Consider the following 14,855-nt stretch of genomic DNA (forward strand, 5'->3'; position numbering starts at 1 on the left):
CCGCCCCGCGAGAATCGCGCACATGCATGGAAGTCACCGCGCACGCACGACCTTGCGACGACAGAACCCCGCACATGTGCGATCTCGCGAAGAACGGCACTACGGCCGTTGACCAGGAATCCGGCGGTACGCCGTTTGCAGCTCGGCGATCACGGGATCCCGGACATCGAAACCATGGTCGTCAACGGAACTGATCGGACGTACCCCGATGCTCGCGTTGGTCGCGAACGCAGCACGCATCCTCGACACGTCGCCTCTCAGGACGGGCCGGCTCGCATGCGCCCGAGCCGCAAGCAGCGCCATCGTCACTCCTGGGAGGACCGCCGCCTCCGGCCAGACGACGTCACCGTCATGAGTGACGAAGCCGACGTTCCACGTACATCCCTCGCTCACGTGCCCCGAGGCCGGGTCCACGAAGAGCACGTCATCGAACCCGGCGCGTTTCGCGGCGACCCGGTGATGAAGCTGGCCGAAGAGGCCGACGTGCTTGACCCCGGGTACGTCACGCTGGAACGGCTCGGTCATGACCCGCAGTGCCGGCAGCGGTCCCGCGCCGGCAGGGCGCGTGGTGATCAGCGCGACCGGCCGGGGCTCGACCGCCCCGACGTTGCCGAGAGTGATCTGTGGGTCATAGACAGTGACGCGCATCGTGTACGACTCCGGACCGACAGCAGACACGTCACGGATCTCCGCCAGCACCTGCGCCCGGTCCAGCTCCACCCCGAACACCGCACGGCAGTCCCGTTCGAGCCGGTCAAGATGCAGGTCCAGGCCACGTACACCACCGTCCTCGACGTGCATCGAGGTGAAGTGCCCGAGGCCGGTCAGCGCCAGCGCCGAGAGCTCGGCAGGCGTCGCCTCCCGACCCCGGATCGTTGCCAGGTCGACCTCAGACGACGATGTTGACCAGCTTCGGCGCGCGGACGATGACCTTGCGCACGGTCTGACCCTCGATCGCGGCCGCGATCGTCGGGTCGGCCAGCGCGGCGGCCTCCAGGTCGGCCTCGGAGATCGAGGGCGAGACCTCCAGGCGCGCACGCACCTTGCCCTTGATCTGCACGACAGCGGTCACGACGTCCTCCACGAGCAGCTCGGGCAGAGGCGTCGGCCACGCCACCCGCGCAACCGTCGGCTCGTGCCCCAGGCGCTCCCACATCTCCTCGGCGGTGTAGGGCGCGACCAGCGAGAGCAGGATCGCGACCGTCTCCGCGGCCTCGCGTACGGCAGGATCAGCCGGACCACAACCCGAGTCGATCGCCTTCCGGGTCGCGTTGACCAGCTCCATCACGCGGGCCACGACCACGTTGAACCGGTAGGACTCGATCAGCTGCTCGGCCTCGGCGATGGTCTTGTGGGTCGTACGCCGCAGCGCCACGTCCCCACCAGACAGATCGACACCCGGCGCGGACGTCACGTCCCCGGCCAGGCGCCAGGCCCGCTGCAGGAACTTCACCGAACCCGCCGGCGAGACGTCGGCCCAGTCGATGTTGTCCTCCGGCGGGGAGGCGAAGACCAGGGTCAGCCGGGTCGCGTCGACGCCGAACTCCTCCAGCACGTCCGACAGGTTCACGCCGTTGCCCAGCGACTTCGACATCTTCTTGCCGCCGTTGATCACCTTGCCCTGCGACAGGTAGGCCGAGAACGGCTCGTCCCAGTCGATCAGGCCGATGTCGCGCAGCGCCTTGGTGAAGAAGCGGGCATACATCAGGTGCAGCACGGCATGCTCGTCGCCGCCCAGGTAGAAGTCGACCGGACCCCACTCGCTGGCCAGCTCGGAGGAGAACGCCTGGGTCTCGTCCGTCGGCGACAGGTAGCGCAGGAAGTACCACGACGAGTCCACGAAGGTGTCCATCGTGTCCGAGTCGCGCGTGGCCGGGCCGCCACACTTCGGGCAGGAGACGTTGACCCACTCGGAGGCCGCCGCCAGCGGCGAGACGCCCTTCGGCTTCAGGTCGGCCCCGGCCAGATCGGGCAGCTGCACCGGCAGCTGGTCGTCAGGCACCGCCACCTCACCATCGACCGGGCAGTGCACGATCGGGATCGGCGCGCCCCAGTAGCGCTGCCGCGACAGCAGCCAGTCACGCAGCCGGTAGTTGATCGTGCCCTTGCCGTGGCCCTCGGCCTCCAGCTTCTCGATGATCTTGTGGATGCCGCTCGCCTTGTCGGCCACGCCCTCCAGCTCCGGGGAGTTGACGTACGCACCGTCACCCGCGGTCGCGACGTACGTCTCCTCGGGGTTGTCGGCGCCCGGCACGTCCACGACGCGACGCACCGGCAGCGAGAACGCCTTGGCGAAGTCCAGGTCGCGCTGGTCGTGGGCCGGAACCGCCATCACCGCGCCGGTGCCGTAGTCGGCCAGCACGTAGTCGGCCGCCCACACCGGGATCTGCTCGCCGTTGACGGGGTTGGTCGCGGTGACGCCCAGGTCGACACCGGTCTTGGGACGGTCGGTCGCCAGCCGGTCGATGTCGGAGGCCTTGCGTACGTCCTCCAGGTAGCCCTCCAGCGCGGCGGCACGCTCGGGCGCGACGATCTCGGCAGCCAGGTCGGCGTCGGCGGCGACGACCATGAAGGTCGCGCCGTAGAGCGTGTCGGGGCGGGTGGTGAAGACCGTCACCGTCCGCTTCTCACCAGAGGTCAGCGAGATCTCGAAGTCGACGTGCGCGCCTTCGGACCGGCCGATCCAGTTGCGCTGCATGTTGACGACCTTGCCGATCCAGGTGTCCTGCAGCTGGTCCAGGCCGTTGTACAGCTCCTCCGCATAAGCGGTCGTGCGGAAGTACCACTGCGTCAGGTCACGCTTGGTGACCACCGCGCCGCAGCGCTCGCACTCGCCGTTGACGACCTGCTCGTTGGCCAGCACGGTCTGGTCGTTGGGGCACCAGTTGACCGGGGACTTCTTGCGGTAGGCCAGGCCGGCCTCGTACAGCTTCAGGAAGATCCACTGCGTCCACCTGTAGTACTCCGGGTCGGAGGTGTGCAGACGGCGCGACCAGTCGAAGGAGATGCCGTAGCGCTTGAACGACTCCGCCTGGGTCTCGATGTTGGCGTAGGTCCAGCCGGCGGGGTTCTCGTTGCGCTTGATCGCGGCGTTCTCGGCGGGCAGGCCGAAGGAGTCCCAGCCGATCGGGTTCAGGACGTCGTAGCCCTTCAGCCACCAGTAGCGGGCGAGGACGTCGTGCAGGGCGGTCACCTCGGCGTGACCCATGTGCAGGTCGCCGGAGGGGTAGGGGAACATCGTGAGCGCGTAGCGCTTCTCGGCCCCCTCGCGCTGGCCTGCCTTGAACGGCTCCAGCTTCTCCCAGATGGGGCGCCACTTGTCCTGCAGCTCGGTGACGTCGTACGTCGCCTGCTCGGCCTGCTCCTGCGTCATTGGTCTTTCGTCCTTGTCGAGTGTCGTGCGTCAAGACTGCTTCTGGAACAAAGCTCCATAGAACTAAAAAGGCCCCTCACATGGAGGGGTAGCCGCGTGACCGGGGTGTGTCCCTCAGGGTCAGCGCGGCTGCCTAAGAAGCAGGACAGACATCTGCATGTGTCCAGGGTAGCCGACCACCGCCGCCATCGTCATTCGCAGTCCCGCCATACTCCCGCGCCCGGTACCGATGACAGGGTCGAAGTCCTCTAGAAAAGCACTTTCGATACCTCATGAGTTCCGCCCTGCAGATCGACCGACAGAAAATACCGCCGGAGGGGCCTTCACCTATTGCGACGGCGCATCTGAGCGTGCCAAACTGGCGGCGCTCCGCTGCTCGTGATGTCGGTCGTGAATGAGGACCCCCCCATCTCATCCAAGGAACGCTCCGAGCAGCGGAGTCCAAGCTTCGGAGCCCCTGCGACCCGGTCGTAGGGGCTCTCGCATTCACGCTGCCGAGCCGGCACACCACCCGGGACTGCTCCATTTGGGTCATGCGACATACCCTCCCCGGTAGCTACCGTCGTTCTCGTGCAGAGCGCCCCCGAGCAGCACCAGGCCGCCCTCGTCGGCCGAGACCCGGAGCAGGTACGCCTGGCCAGACTGCTGAGCCGCACGCGGAACGGAAAGGGCGGCTCGATCGCCGTGCTCGGCGAACCGGGCATGGGCAAGTCCGCCCTGCTCACCGCGGCCACCGCGGGCACGAGCATCCGGGTGGTCAGGCTCGACGGCTACGAGTCCGAGTCCGACATGGCGTTCGCCGCGGTCCAGCGGCTGGTGACGTCGCTGCACGCCGAGAGCGAGCTGCTCCCGGAGCAGCAGCGCCGCGCCCTGCTCGTCGCCTCGGGCGAGGCCGACGGACCACCGCCGGACCGCTACCTGGTCGGCCTCGGCGTCCTCGGGCTGCTGGCCGCCGCGAGCAACGGGCACGGCATCGTCTGCACGATCGACGACGCCCATCTGCTCGACCCGGAGAGCCTGGACGCGCTGGCGTTCGTGGCCCGCAGGATCGCGGTGGAGCGGGTCGCGGTCATGTTCGCCGGGCGCGACGAGGCCGGCCTGGCCGAGCATCTCGGTGGCGTGCCCCAGCTCGCGCTGACCGGCCTGGACACCGATGCCGCCGTGCGGCTGCTGAACCGTGCGGCGGCGGAACCCCTCCCGCCCTCGGTGGCCCTGGCGATCGCCCAGGCCACCGGCGGCAACCCGCTCGCCCTGATCGACCTCGCCGGCGAGTCGCTGGTCCACGAGCTGCCGGACCTGGGGATGGCCGGTGAGCCCGTCCCCGTCGGTCGCCATCTGGAGGCCCACTACGTACGCCGGGCTCGCCAGGCCGACCGGGCGGTCCAGACCTGGGCGCTGCTGGCGGCGGCGGACTCCACCGGCAACATCGACCTGCTCGCGGCCGCGGGCACGGAGCTCGGCCTCACCCTCGAGGACGCCGACCGCGCCGAGGTCGCCGGGCTCGTCCAGCTCGCCCCGACCGTACGGTTCCGCCATCCCCTGGTGCGCTCGGCGGTCTACAACGCGGCCTCGGGCGTCGAACGACGCCGGGTCCACCGTGCCCTCGCGCACGCGGCCGACCGGGCGAACCTGACCGAGGCGGAGGCCTGGCACGCGGCCCGGGCCGTCGTCGGGACCGACGAGGAGGTCGCCGCCCGGCTGGACCTGACCGCGGACCTGGCCGCCCGCCGCGGCGGCTTGGTCTCGTGTGCGCGTCTGCTCGCCCGTGCCGCTGAGCTGAGCCCGCCGGGAGAGGCCCGCGCCGCACGGCAGGTCGGCGCCGCCGAGGCGGCCCTGGCCGTCGGCGCCACGCACCTCTCGCAGCGGCTCGTCGACGACCTCGACGAGGAGTCGGCCGGCGCGGTCACCCGCGGCCGCGCGCTGATCATCCGCAGCGCGCTGACGCTGCTGCACGCCGAGCGGGACGGGGTGATGAGCGGTGCGGCCGACCACCTGCGGGCCGCCGATCTCTTCCACGGACTCGACGACGTACGCGAGCAGGACGCGCTGCTTCGGGCCTTCGACCGATGTTCGAGCGCCGACCGGCTCATGACCGGCGTGACACAGGCCGAGCTGGGCCGGCGGATGCTCGCGGGCGCGGACCTGGACGGTCGATGGTCGGTCGTGCTGCGCGGACTGGCCGCCCTGATCCTGGAGCCGTACGACACGGCGCACCCGAAGGTGCGCGCGGCGTTCGACGCGGTGCTCGCCCTGCCCGATGACGAGATCATGTACTTCGGCAGCGTGATCGCCGGCCTCGGTGGCTACCTGTGGGACGACGGGAGCCGAGCCGCCGGCCTCGACCGGGCCGCACGCGCCGCACGCGACCGAGGCGCTCTGCTCGTGCTCGACACGCTGCTGTGGATCATGGCCCTCTCCGAGGTCTACGGCGGCTCCCTGCACCGGGCGGGTCGCTGCGTGGAGATGCATCGAGAGGTACGCGGCGCGATGGGCTACGAGGAGGCGAACGTGCCCAACGTCGCGGTGATGGCCTGGACCGGGGAGCCACGCGAGCTGGTGGCGGCCGTGGCCGACGGCGCCGGTGCGATCGGGTTCGGCGGGGTCCGGTCCTCGGGGATCGAGGGGCTGGTCGCGCGTGACCTCGCGGACCGGCGCTACCAGGACGCCTACCAGCGCCACAGACCGCTGGTCGAGGACCCGTTCCTCCAGGTCACCCCGATCTGGTACGCCGACTTCGTCGAGTCAGCCGTACGCTCCGGCCACCCAGACATTGCGCAGCGGGTGGTTCAGGACCTGGCGAGCCGGGCCGCGGTGAACGGCATGCCGTGGTGCGAGGGGGTCGCCGAGCGCGCGCTCGCCCTGGTGAGCCCCGACGACGAGGCCGAGACCCACTACCTCGCTTCGGTCGCGGCCCTGCACAAGACGCTGGCCGAGACCGAGCTCGGCCGGTCGTACCTGCTCTACGGCGAATGGCTCCGTCGCGTCCGGCGCCGTCGCGAGGCGGCCGAGCAGCTCCGCCTCGCGCTGCAGCACCTGCGCCACAGCGGCGCGGAGATCTTCGTCCCGCGAGTTCTCGCCGAGCTCGAGGTTCTCGGCGTCCGGGCCGACGACGTCGTGGACGCCGAGGCGAACCCGCCGCTGGAGCTCACCACCCAGGAGCACACGATCGCGCGCCTGGCCGCGTCCGGGCGTACCAACGCCGAGATCGCCGCCAACCTGTTCATCAGCCCGAACACCGTCGACTACCACCTGCGGAAGGTCTTCCAGAAGCTCGCCATCTCCTCTCGCCGGCAGCTGGCCGACCGTCTGAACGCCTAGGGTCGCCCAGGTCTACACCGGCAGCCGGAGCGGAACGCCCGGTGTCGGCCAACGGAAGCGGTCCGCGATCCCGGGCGGAGCATCGGCCACGTCGGCAAGGATCCGGTCCTTCCCCTGACGAAAGTGCGACCACCCCTCGTAGTGCACCGGCACCACCGTGACCGGGTCGAGCAGCCCGCACAGCTCGACCGCGTCCCGCCCGCCCATCGTGTAGGCGAGCGGGCCGGTCACCGGGAATCCGACGCGCCCGAGGTGCACGATCGCGGTTCCGACGTCGACCCGGTTCGCGACCTCGCCGAGACCGCCGTAGAGCACCGTGTCCCCCGAGACCCAGACGGCTCCGTGCTGTTGCCCCTCCCAGGTCAGCGAGAAGCCGATGACGTCGCCGACGATCGGTCTGCTGCCGAGGAAACCGTGACGCGCGGGAGTCGCGGTCACCGTGAGCGTCGGGCGGTCCGGCGCCTGCAGCACCGTGGTCTGCCATGGCCGCAGACCTCTGACCGTCCGGCCCAGGCCCGACCTGGTGAGCCTGACCGCGCCCGAGGCGGTGGTCGCCACGACCCCGGCACCCGGCAGCAGCGCCCGGCCGGCGTCGTCGAGGTTGTCGGCGTGATGGTCGTGGGTGAGGAGGACGGCGTCGATGGGGCCGATCTCGGCGGCGAGGACCGCAGGACCCGCGGTCTTCCGTGAGGACGTACCCCAGCCGAACCGGTACGTCCGGCCGGGGGCGTCGAAGGTCGGGTCGGTCAGGATCCTCCACCCGGCCACCTCGAGGAGCGTCGTCGGTCCTCCGACGTGAGTGAGGGTGAGGTCCATCGCACGGCCTCAGGAGGCGTTGGATCCGGTGGCGCCCCGCTCTCCGGCGTGGGAGAGCGCCCACTCCAGCGCGTGGTCGGCGATCTCCTCCCACCCCGGACCCGCCACCATCAGATGCGGCCGGCCCTCGTACGTCTCGTGCTCGGTGACGGTTCCGGCACCCTGGTAGTGCTTGACGTTCGAGGCCTGCACCGACGGCGGCATGATGTGGTCCTCGGACCCGGACAGGAACAGCAGCGGCGCTCGGTCGGCGTTCTTGAAGTCGACCCAGGCACCCTGGTGACCAGGCTGGAAGTTCGCCAGCACGGAGTCGAACAGGACCCGGCCCGAAGCCGGGATGTGGTAGCGCTCGTAGAAGGCCGTCGACTCCTCCTCGGTATAGGTGTTCGTGAAGGCGTACGTCCACTGCTCGGCGTCGAAGCCGACGGCGCGGTGATGGTTCGCCGGGTTCTTGAGCACCGGGAAGACCGAGCGCAGCTGGGTCCACGGCGTGGCCCGGATGCCCTCGGTCGGAGCCGAGTTGAGGACGACGCCCGCGGCACCGTAGCCGTGGTCCATCACGACCTGCGTGAACGCCCCACCGGCCGAGTGGCCCATGATGATCGGTGCGCTGTCGAGCGTGGCGAGGAAGGCCTCCAGGTGGGAGACGATCGCCTCCAGGGTGAGGTCGGCGATCGGGGTCGGGTCGTCGCGGAGAGCCTCGACCTCGACCTCGAAGCCGGGGTAGGCGGGGGTGTGCACGGTGAAGCCCTTGGCCTCGTACCGGGCCTTCCAGTGTTCCCACGACCGGGGTGTGACCCAGAAGCCGTGGATCAGGACGATGGTGTCCGGGGTGCTCATGTCAGGTTCCCTCTCTGTTGCTGGGGCTGGGATTGCTGGGCTGGGATGCTCCGATCGTCCATCGAGTCGCGATGCGCCCGGACCACGTACGACGCGTAGTCCCGCGGGACTACGCGGTCCACGTGGTCCGCCGAGACGGATGGCTGGGTGAGGCTCGTCAGGACAGAGCCCAACCGACCGTGGGAGGAAGCCGATGCCCTACATCACCGCCGACGACGGCGCCCAGATCTTCTACAAGGACTGGGGCGTCAGCGGAAGCCCTGTGCTGCTCAGCCACGGCTGGCCGCTCAACTCCGACGCCTGGGAGGCCACCGCGCTCTTCCTCGCCCAGCACGGCCACCGAGCCGTCGCCCACGACCGCCGGGGCCACGGCCGCTCCAGCCAGACCTGGTCCGGCAACGAGATGGACACCTACGCCGACGACCTCGCCTGTCTGATCGATGCGCTCGACCTGCGCGACCTCACCCTCGTCGGGCACTCGACGGGTGGCGGCGAGATCGTCCGGTACGTCGGCCGGCACGGCACCGGCCGCGTCGCCGGGCTCGCCCTGGTCTCGGCGGTCCCGCCGCTCATGCTGCGGACCGAGGACAACCCCGAGGGGCTACCCGTCGAGGTCTTCGACGAGATCCGGGCCGGGGAGCTGGCCAACCGGGCCCAGCTCTACCGCGACCTTGCCGACGGACCGTTCTTCGGGCACAACCGGAACGGCGACGTCCCGCAGGGGTTCCGCGACGCCTTCTGGCTCCAGGGCATGGCGTCGGGGCACCGTGGCGCCTACGAGTGCATCGCGGCCTTCTCCGCCACCGACTTCCGGCCCGACCTGGCCAAGATCGACGTGCCGACGCTGGTCGTGCACGGCGACGACGACCAGATCGTGCCGATCGAGGTCGGGGGCCGCCGCTCGGTCGAGCTGATCGACGGCGCGGAGCTGAAGGTCTACGAGGGGTCCAGCCATGCCCTCCCGGACACCGATCGCGATCGCCTGCACGCCGACCTGCTGGCCTTCGTCGACCGCTGAGCGTGCTCTACGGCACCCGCGCCCGCCAGGCCGGGGTGCCGTGCTTGGTCTCGACCAGCGCCGCGGCCTCGTCGATCGTGGCCCGGTCGAGGCCGACGTACGCCGCGCCGAAGCTCTGCTCGAACTCCGCGAGCAGCGCCTCGATGACCTTGTCCCGGCTCAGCCCGGTCTGGGAACGGATCGGGTCGACCCGCTTGGCCGCGCTCCGGGTGCCCTTGTCGGACATCTTCTCCCGGCCGATCCGGAGCACCTCGAGCATCTTGTCGGCGTCGATGTCGTAGGCCATCGTGACGTGGTGCAGGACGCCGCCCGGGATCCGCTTCTGCGCGGCACCGGCGATCTTGCCGACCGGCGAGGCGATGTCGTTCAGACCGGCGTAGGCGGCCTCGATGCCGACGCTGCGCAGGCCGCGCAGCACCCACTCGTCGAGGAACGCGTACGACTCCTGGAAGGACATCCCGGCCACGAGCGTGTCGGGCACGGCGAGGCTGTAGGTGATCGTGTTGCCCGGTTCGATGAACATCGCGCCGCCGCCGGAGATGCGGCGTACGACCTCGATGCCGTGCCGCTCGGCGGCGGCTTCGTCGACCTCGTTGGAGAGCGACTGGTAGCTGCCGATCACGACGGCGCTGCTCGCCCAGTCCCAGAACCTCAGGTTGGGGGCACGGCGGCCCTCGGCCACCTGGCGGACGATGACCTCGTCGAGGGCCATCTGCATCGTCGGCGACAGCGGTCCGGTCTCGACGATCTCGAGGTCGAGGTCGTCCCACGTCGTCGCCCGGCCCAGCGCCCGCAGCACCGTGAGGGCGATGTCGCGGGTGCCGAAGCCGACCAGCTCGGCGTCACGAGCCGCGGCGTCGAGCTCTGCGGTCAGCTGGTCGAGGGACGCGTCGACGGACTGCCCCTCCAGCGCCGCGGTCAGCCACCCCAGCGCCTCGTCGGGTTCCAGGAAGAAGTCGCCCGAGAGGACGACATCGATGATCGTGTCCGCGGAGACCGTCGCGTCGACGACGACCAGCTTGCCGCCGCGTACCTTCCGCTCGCCATGCACTCGTTCACTCACAATTCCAGAACACCCGGAGAGCCCCGATTCATCCCCCTGCCGAGGCGTCAGGCACGTCGGCCGAGCCGTCACTCCCGTCGGCCGAGCCGGCCCGCCCGGCGGCCCCGCCCGCCCCCCCCGCGGCGGCGCCGGCCCCCCCGGCGCCCGCGACGTCACCGCATGCCCATTCGGCCGACAGAAGCGACGCTTCGGCCGACGTACCTGACTCCTCGCCCGACCTACCCGACGCTTCGGCCGACGTACCTGACTCCTCGCCCGACCTACCCGACGCTTCGGCCGACGTACCCGACGCCTCGCCCGACGTAACTGACGCCTCGCGCGACCTAGCTGACGCCTCGGCAGGGGGTGGTCAGACGGCAGCGGCGCAGGAGCCGGCGGTGTCGGCCAGGCGGGTGAGGCCGGCCGGCCCGACAAGGGGGCGGGGGTCCTCGGCGAGCGTCCAGGCACCGTCGGTGAGGACGTAGTCGCCCCGGACGTCACCAGCGAGAAGGGAACGTACGCCGGCGACCAGCCGGTCCACGTCGGCGACCGAGGTGCCGATGCCGATGCTCGCGCGGACCGCGCCCGCGGTGAGGCCGAGGCGCTTGAGGAGCGGCTGCGCGCAGAAACGGCCGTCGCGTACGCCCAGGCCGTGCTCGGCCGAGAGGTAGGCCGCGACCCGGCCGGGCTCGATGCCGTCGACGGTGAACGTGACCACGCCGACAGGCTCGTCGGAGTCGGGCCACAGGCGGACGACGTCGACGCCGTCCAGCGCGGACAGGCCGGCCACGAGGCGCCCCCTCAGCGACGCCTCGTGGCGGTCCAGGTCGGCGGCCGGGAGGCCACCGAGAGTCGTACAGGCAGCAGCCAGCGCGGCGGCACCGATGACGTTGGGCGAGCCGCCCTCGTGACGCGCCGGCGCGGGCTGCCACGTGGTCTCCCCCACCTCGACGTCTTCGACGGCCCCTCCCCCGGCGAGGTAGGGGGTGCCGACGTCGAGCCAGTCGCGACGCCCGACCAGGGCGCCGGCGCCGTAGGGCGCGTAGAGCTTGTGGCCGGAGAAGGCGACGTAGTCGGCGCCGGTCGCGGCCAGCGAGAAGTGACGGTGGGCGAGCAGCTGGGCACCGTCGACGAGCACCCGGGCGCCGTGGGCGTGGGCCAGGGTGACGATCTCGCCGACCGGGAGCGCCTCGCCGGTGACGTTGGAGGCACCGGTGATCGCGACCAGGGCGAAGCTGTCCCGAGCCAGCTCCCCGGCGAGGGCGTCGATGGTGCCGGCGAGGGTATCCCGGCCCGCGACCACGGTGACGCCGGCACCGACACGGCGCCACGGGAGCAGGTTGGCGTGGTGCTCGATGTCGAGGACGAGGACCCTGCCCGGTACGCAGCCCGCCAGCAGGTTCACCGCGTCGGTGGTGTTGCGGGTGATGACGGTGACGTCGTCATTTCGCGCGCCGACGTAGGCGCCGATGGTCGCGCGCGACTCCTCGTAGAGGGCGGTCGAGACCTGGGACAGGTAGCCGGCGCCACGGTGGACCGAGGCGTACCAGGGCAGGACCTCGGCCACCCGGTCGGCCACGCTCTGCAGCGCCGGTGCCGACGCGGCCACGTCGAGGTTGGCGTACGTCGTGGTCGTTCCGTCCAGCAGCGGGACCTGAGTGTTCGAGCCGACGAGCGGAAGCAGGGACATGGGGGCACCCTTCGGGGTCATGGCTCCCCCAGGGTTGCCCGGCGAAGCACGCGCTTGCCCGCGCCACCTCGGCGAGGACCTGGTCGTCACCCGGAGCACCCCACCGCGTGGGAGGGTTGCCCGCCAGCAAGCCGGGGCTTCGCGCTGGCAGTCGTGACCTTCGCCAAGAATCCTGCCCGAGACCGGACGCGCCCACCAACTCGCCATCTCGATCGGTGGGCACGCGTCTCAGATCACGGACGCCCCTCCCAGGGGTTGCCGTGGTCGTCCCCGTTGTCGCAGGTGCCGAAGAACTCCGAGACCGGGTCGCACTCCTCGCCGTCTTCACCCTCAGGTGGAGCAGGCGGAGCGGGCGGAGCGATCAGCTCCTCCTCGTGGCCGGACTCGGGATCCTGGCCGTCGACGTAGACGGGTTCGGGGAAGTTCTCGACCTCCTTGCCCTCCATGGCCTCGGCCATGATGGCCGCCCAGGTCTCGGTGGGATAGTCGGCGCCGAAGTAGGACGGCATCCAGCCGCCGTCGAGCTTGCCCTCGCCGTTGCCACGCGAGTAGCGCACGGCGGTCGCGATCTGCGGGGTGAACCCGACGAACCACGACGAGCAGACGTGCTGCGCGCTGGTGCACGTGCCGGTGCCGGTCTTGCCGGCCACCGGCCGGCCGATGCTCTGCGCCTTCTGGCCGGAGCCGCTCTGCACGACGCCCTGCATCGCGTAGGTCACGTCGGCGGCGACGTCCTCGGAGATCGCGTGCCGGGCGTTCTTGCGGCCGTTCCAGCTGTAGAGGACGTTGCCGGCGCGGTCGCGGACCTTCTTCACCACGTGCACGTCGTGGCGGTAGCCGCCATCGGCGATCGTGGCATAGGCGTTGGCCATGTTGATCGGGCTGACGTTGGCACGGCCGAGCGCGATCCGGTCGTCGGTCTTGTGGTCGAAGTCGGTGGTGGTGCTGGGGATCCCCGGGAACTTCGGGTTCGCCTTCGCCGGGGCGACCCCCGCGGCTACCGCGGTGTCGTAGATCGCCTTGCGGCCCTCCTCGGGGCCACCCATCGACTCGGTCATGTCGATGTAGGCCGTGTTCACCGACTGCTCCATCGCCTTGAGCATGGTGATGTGCTGGCCGTAGTCCATCCCGTCCGCGATCCCGGCCTGCTCACCCTCGTTGACCACCTCGGAGCCGGCGTAGGTGGTGAACGGCGAGTCTCCGGCCCACGTCGAGTTCAGCGAGTAGCCCTTCCCGATCGCCGCGGCGGTGGCGAAGGCCTTCATCGTCGACCCGGCGTGACCACCGGTCGCGGCCCAGTTCTGCTGGCTGTCGAGATAGTCCTGGCCACCGTAGAAGCCGAGCAGCGCTCCAGACCCGACGTCGACCGAGGCGGTCGCCACGTGGAGGGCGTTCTTCTGGTCGGGGTCGCCCTTGACGTACGCCTTCCGGTTCTTCGGCTTCACGGTCTTGGCCGCGGTCGCCGATGCCTTCATGACCTTGGGCGAGAGCGTCGCGGTGATCCGGAGGCCACCGCTGTCGATCTTCTCCTCGGTGAACATCGGCTTGCCGTCGGCGCCCTTGAGGCCGAGCAGCTCGGCCTTGATCATGGTCAGCGCATGGCCACGCTGGCCGCCGAGCCGGCTCGACACCGTCTTCGCGGGGAACTTCGGCAGCGCGTCCTTCACCTTGTCGGCCTCGGCCTGCTTCAGGTAGCCGAGGTCGACCATGCCGGAGAGGACGTACTGGTAGCGGCCGAGCAGCTTCTCCTCACCCCGGAAGGTGCTGCTGGCGGGGTCGAAGCCGGCCGGGTTGTTGAGGATGGCCGCGAGCGCCACCGTCTCCCGCAGCGAGAGGTCCTTGGTGGGCTTCGCGAAGTAGGCCTTCGCGGCCGCCTCGATGCCGTAGGCGCCGCGGTTGAAGTAGATCGTGTTGAGATAGTCGGTGAGGATCTGGTCCTTGCTCTTCTGCCTGGTCAGCTTCAGGGCGATGACCGCTTCCTTCAGCTTGCGGGTGTAGGAGTACTCGGAGGTCAGGTAGTAGTTCTTGACGTACTGCTGGGTGATCGTGGAGGCGCCACCCGAGGTGCCCTCGGTGGTGTTGGAGAACGCCGCCCGCACGATGCCCTTCACGTCGACGCCGCTGTTCTCGTAGAAGGTGCGGTCCTCGGCGGCCACCACTGCGTTCTTGACCATCTCCGGGATCTGGTCGGCGTCCAGCTTGATCCGGTTCTGGTCACCCTCCTGGTAACGGCCGAGCTCGGTCTTGCCGTTGCCGTAGTAGACGAAGGACGTCTCCACCTCGAAGGCGGCGTTGGGGTCAGGCACCGCGATCCGGTTGTAGGCCACGATCGCCGTCACCGACCCGATCAGGGCGATGGCCAAGAACCCGACCAGCGCCACCTTCGCGGTGACCTTCCCCCAGCGTCGCCAGGTGGTGGCCGGCGGACGACCGCCGCTGCTCCTGGATCCGCTGCTCCTGGATCCGGTGCTCCGGGTGGCCCACTTCTCGGCCGCCCAGGCCGTGGCCGGCTCGAGCTTGGCAAGCCAGTCGCGGGCCGCCGACGGCTTGGGTTCCGCCCGACGCGCACCCGGTCGGCTGGGCACGGCCCGAGGCAGCTCTGGCGCGATCCGAGGAGCCTGCGCGGCAGGCGGCGGAGGCGGCCGCCAGGACGGCGGCGGACCGGTCGGACCCTTCGGAGGCTCGGCGCTCCGGTGTTCCATTGCTCCACCTGACCTAGGCGACTGATTGCGGCGGCCGTTGATCCTACCCGGGTGGG

General features: G+C 70.4%; 9 protein-coding genes and 1 riboswitch. Of the genes, 2 read left to right on the forward strand and 7 right to left on the reverse strand.

What is annotated here, in order from left to right:
- Positions 1–99: 99 nt before the first annotated feature.
- Together ACFU7D_RS03115 and leuS are read right to left on the reverse strand one after the other, a co-directional pair.
- On the reverse strand, positions 100–882 hold the full coding sequence (locus ACFU7D_RS03115; protein WP_378863195.1) for an aminotransferase class IV: 783 nt from the start codon (positions 880–882) through the stop codon (positions 100–102).
- Positions 883–889: 7 nt separating this feature from the next.
- Positions 890–3,373, reverse strand: a complete 2,484-nt coding sequence (gene leuS, locus ACFU7D_RS03120; protein WP_378863169.1) for a leucine--tRNA ligase — start codon at positions 3,371–3,373, stop codon at positions 890–892.
- 570 nt (positions 3,374–3,943) lie between these two features.
- Between leuS and ACFU7D_RS03125 the strand changes: the two genes are divergently transcribed.
- Positions 3,944–6,691, forward strand: coding sequence for an AAA family ATPase (locus ACFU7D_RS03125; RefSeq protein WP_378863172.1), 2,748 nt, complete (start codon positions 3,944–3,946; stop codon positions 6,689–6,691).
- 12 nt (positions 6,692–6,703) lie between these two features.
- Here the strand turns inward: ACFU7D_RS03125 and ACFU7D_RS03130 are convergent, their stop codons facing one another.
- Both ACFU7D_RS03130 and ACFU7D_RS03135 read right to left on the reverse strand, forming a co-directional pair.
- The gene (locus ACFU7D_RS03130; RefSeq protein ID WP_378863175.1) at positions 6,704–7,507 is read right to left on the reverse strand and encodes an MBL fold metallo-hydrolase; all 804 of its coding nucleotides are present in this window, start codon (positions 7,505–7,507) and stop codon (positions 6,704–6,706) included.
- 9 nt (positions 7,508–7,516) lie between these two features.
- Positions 7,517–8,347, reverse strand: a complete 831-nt coding sequence (locus ACFU7D_RS03135; protein ID WP_378863178.1) for an alpha/beta hydrolase — start codon at positions 8,345–8,347, stop codon at positions 7,517–7,519.
- 193 nt (positions 8,348–8,540) lie between these two features.
- Between ACFU7D_RS03135 and ACFU7D_RS03140 the strand changes: the two genes are divergently transcribed.
- On the forward strand, positions 8,541–9,365 hold the full coding sequence (locus tag ACFU7D_RS03140) for an alpha/beta fold hydrolase (protein WP_378863181.1): 825 nt from the start codon (positions 8,541–8,543) through the stop codon (positions 9,363–9,365).
- Between the two features lie 7 nt (positions 9,366–9,372).
- On the opposite strand, the gene ACFU7D_RS03145 is transcribed toward ACFU7D_RS03140, so the two are convergent.
- From ACFU7D_RS03145 to ACFU7D_RS03155, 3 genes are all read right to left on the reverse strand, one after another.
- Positions 9,373–10,428, reverse strand: a complete 1,056-nt coding sequence (locus ACFU7D_RS03145; RefSeq protein WP_378863186.1) for a biotin/lipoate A/B protein ligase family protein — start codon at positions 10,426–10,428, stop codon at positions 9,373–9,375.
- A 349-nt stretch (positions 10,429–10,777) separates the two neighbouring features.
- Positions 10,778–12,097 carry an aminotransferase class V-fold PLP-dependent enzyme gene (locus ACFU7D_RS03150; RefSeq protein ID WP_378863189.1) on the reverse strand — a complete coding sequence of 440 codons (1,320 nt, stop codon included), beginning with the start codon at positions 12,095–12,097 and terminating at the stop codon, positions 10,778–10,780.
- A gap of 45 nt (positions 12,098–12,142) precedes the next feature.
- Positions 12,143–12,256, reverse strand: a riboswitch (SAM riboswitch).
- Positions 12,257–12,330: 74 nt separating this feature from the next.
- A complete protein-coding gene (locus ACFU7D_RS03155) occupies positions 12,331–14,682 on the reverse strand; it encodes a transglycosylase domain-containing protein (RefSeq protein WP_378863192.1) in 2,352 nt (783 codons plus the stop codon).
- Positions 14,683–14,855: the final 173 nt, after the last annotated feature.

Origin of the sequence: Nocardioides sp. NPDC057577, from assembly GCF_042801335.1 — a bacterium.
GTDB lineage: Bacteria > Actinomycetota > Actinomycetes > Propionibacteriales > Nocardioidaceae > Nocardioides.

Coding starts and splice junctions, on each gene's coding strand:
- leuS (WP_378863169.1), bottom strand. CDS start 3,373: ATGACGCAGGAGCAGGCCGAGCAGGCGACGTACGACGTCACCGAGCTG.
- ACFU7D_RS03130 (WP_378863175.1), bottom strand. CDS start 7,507: ATGGACCTCACCCTCACTCACGTCGGAGGACCGACGACGCTCCTCGAG.
- ACFU7D_RS03135 (WP_378863178.1), bottom strand. CDS start 8,347: ATGAGCACCCCGGACACCATCGTCCTGATCCACGGCTTCTGGGTCACA.
- ACFU7D_RS03140 (WP_378863181.1), top strand. CDS start 8,541: ATGCCCTACATCACCGCCGACGACGGCGCCCAGATCTTCTACAAGGAC.
- ACFU7D_RS03150 (WP_378863189.1), bottom strand. CDS start 12,097: ATGTCCCTGCTTCCGCTCGTCGGCTCGAACACTCAGGTCCCGCTGCTG.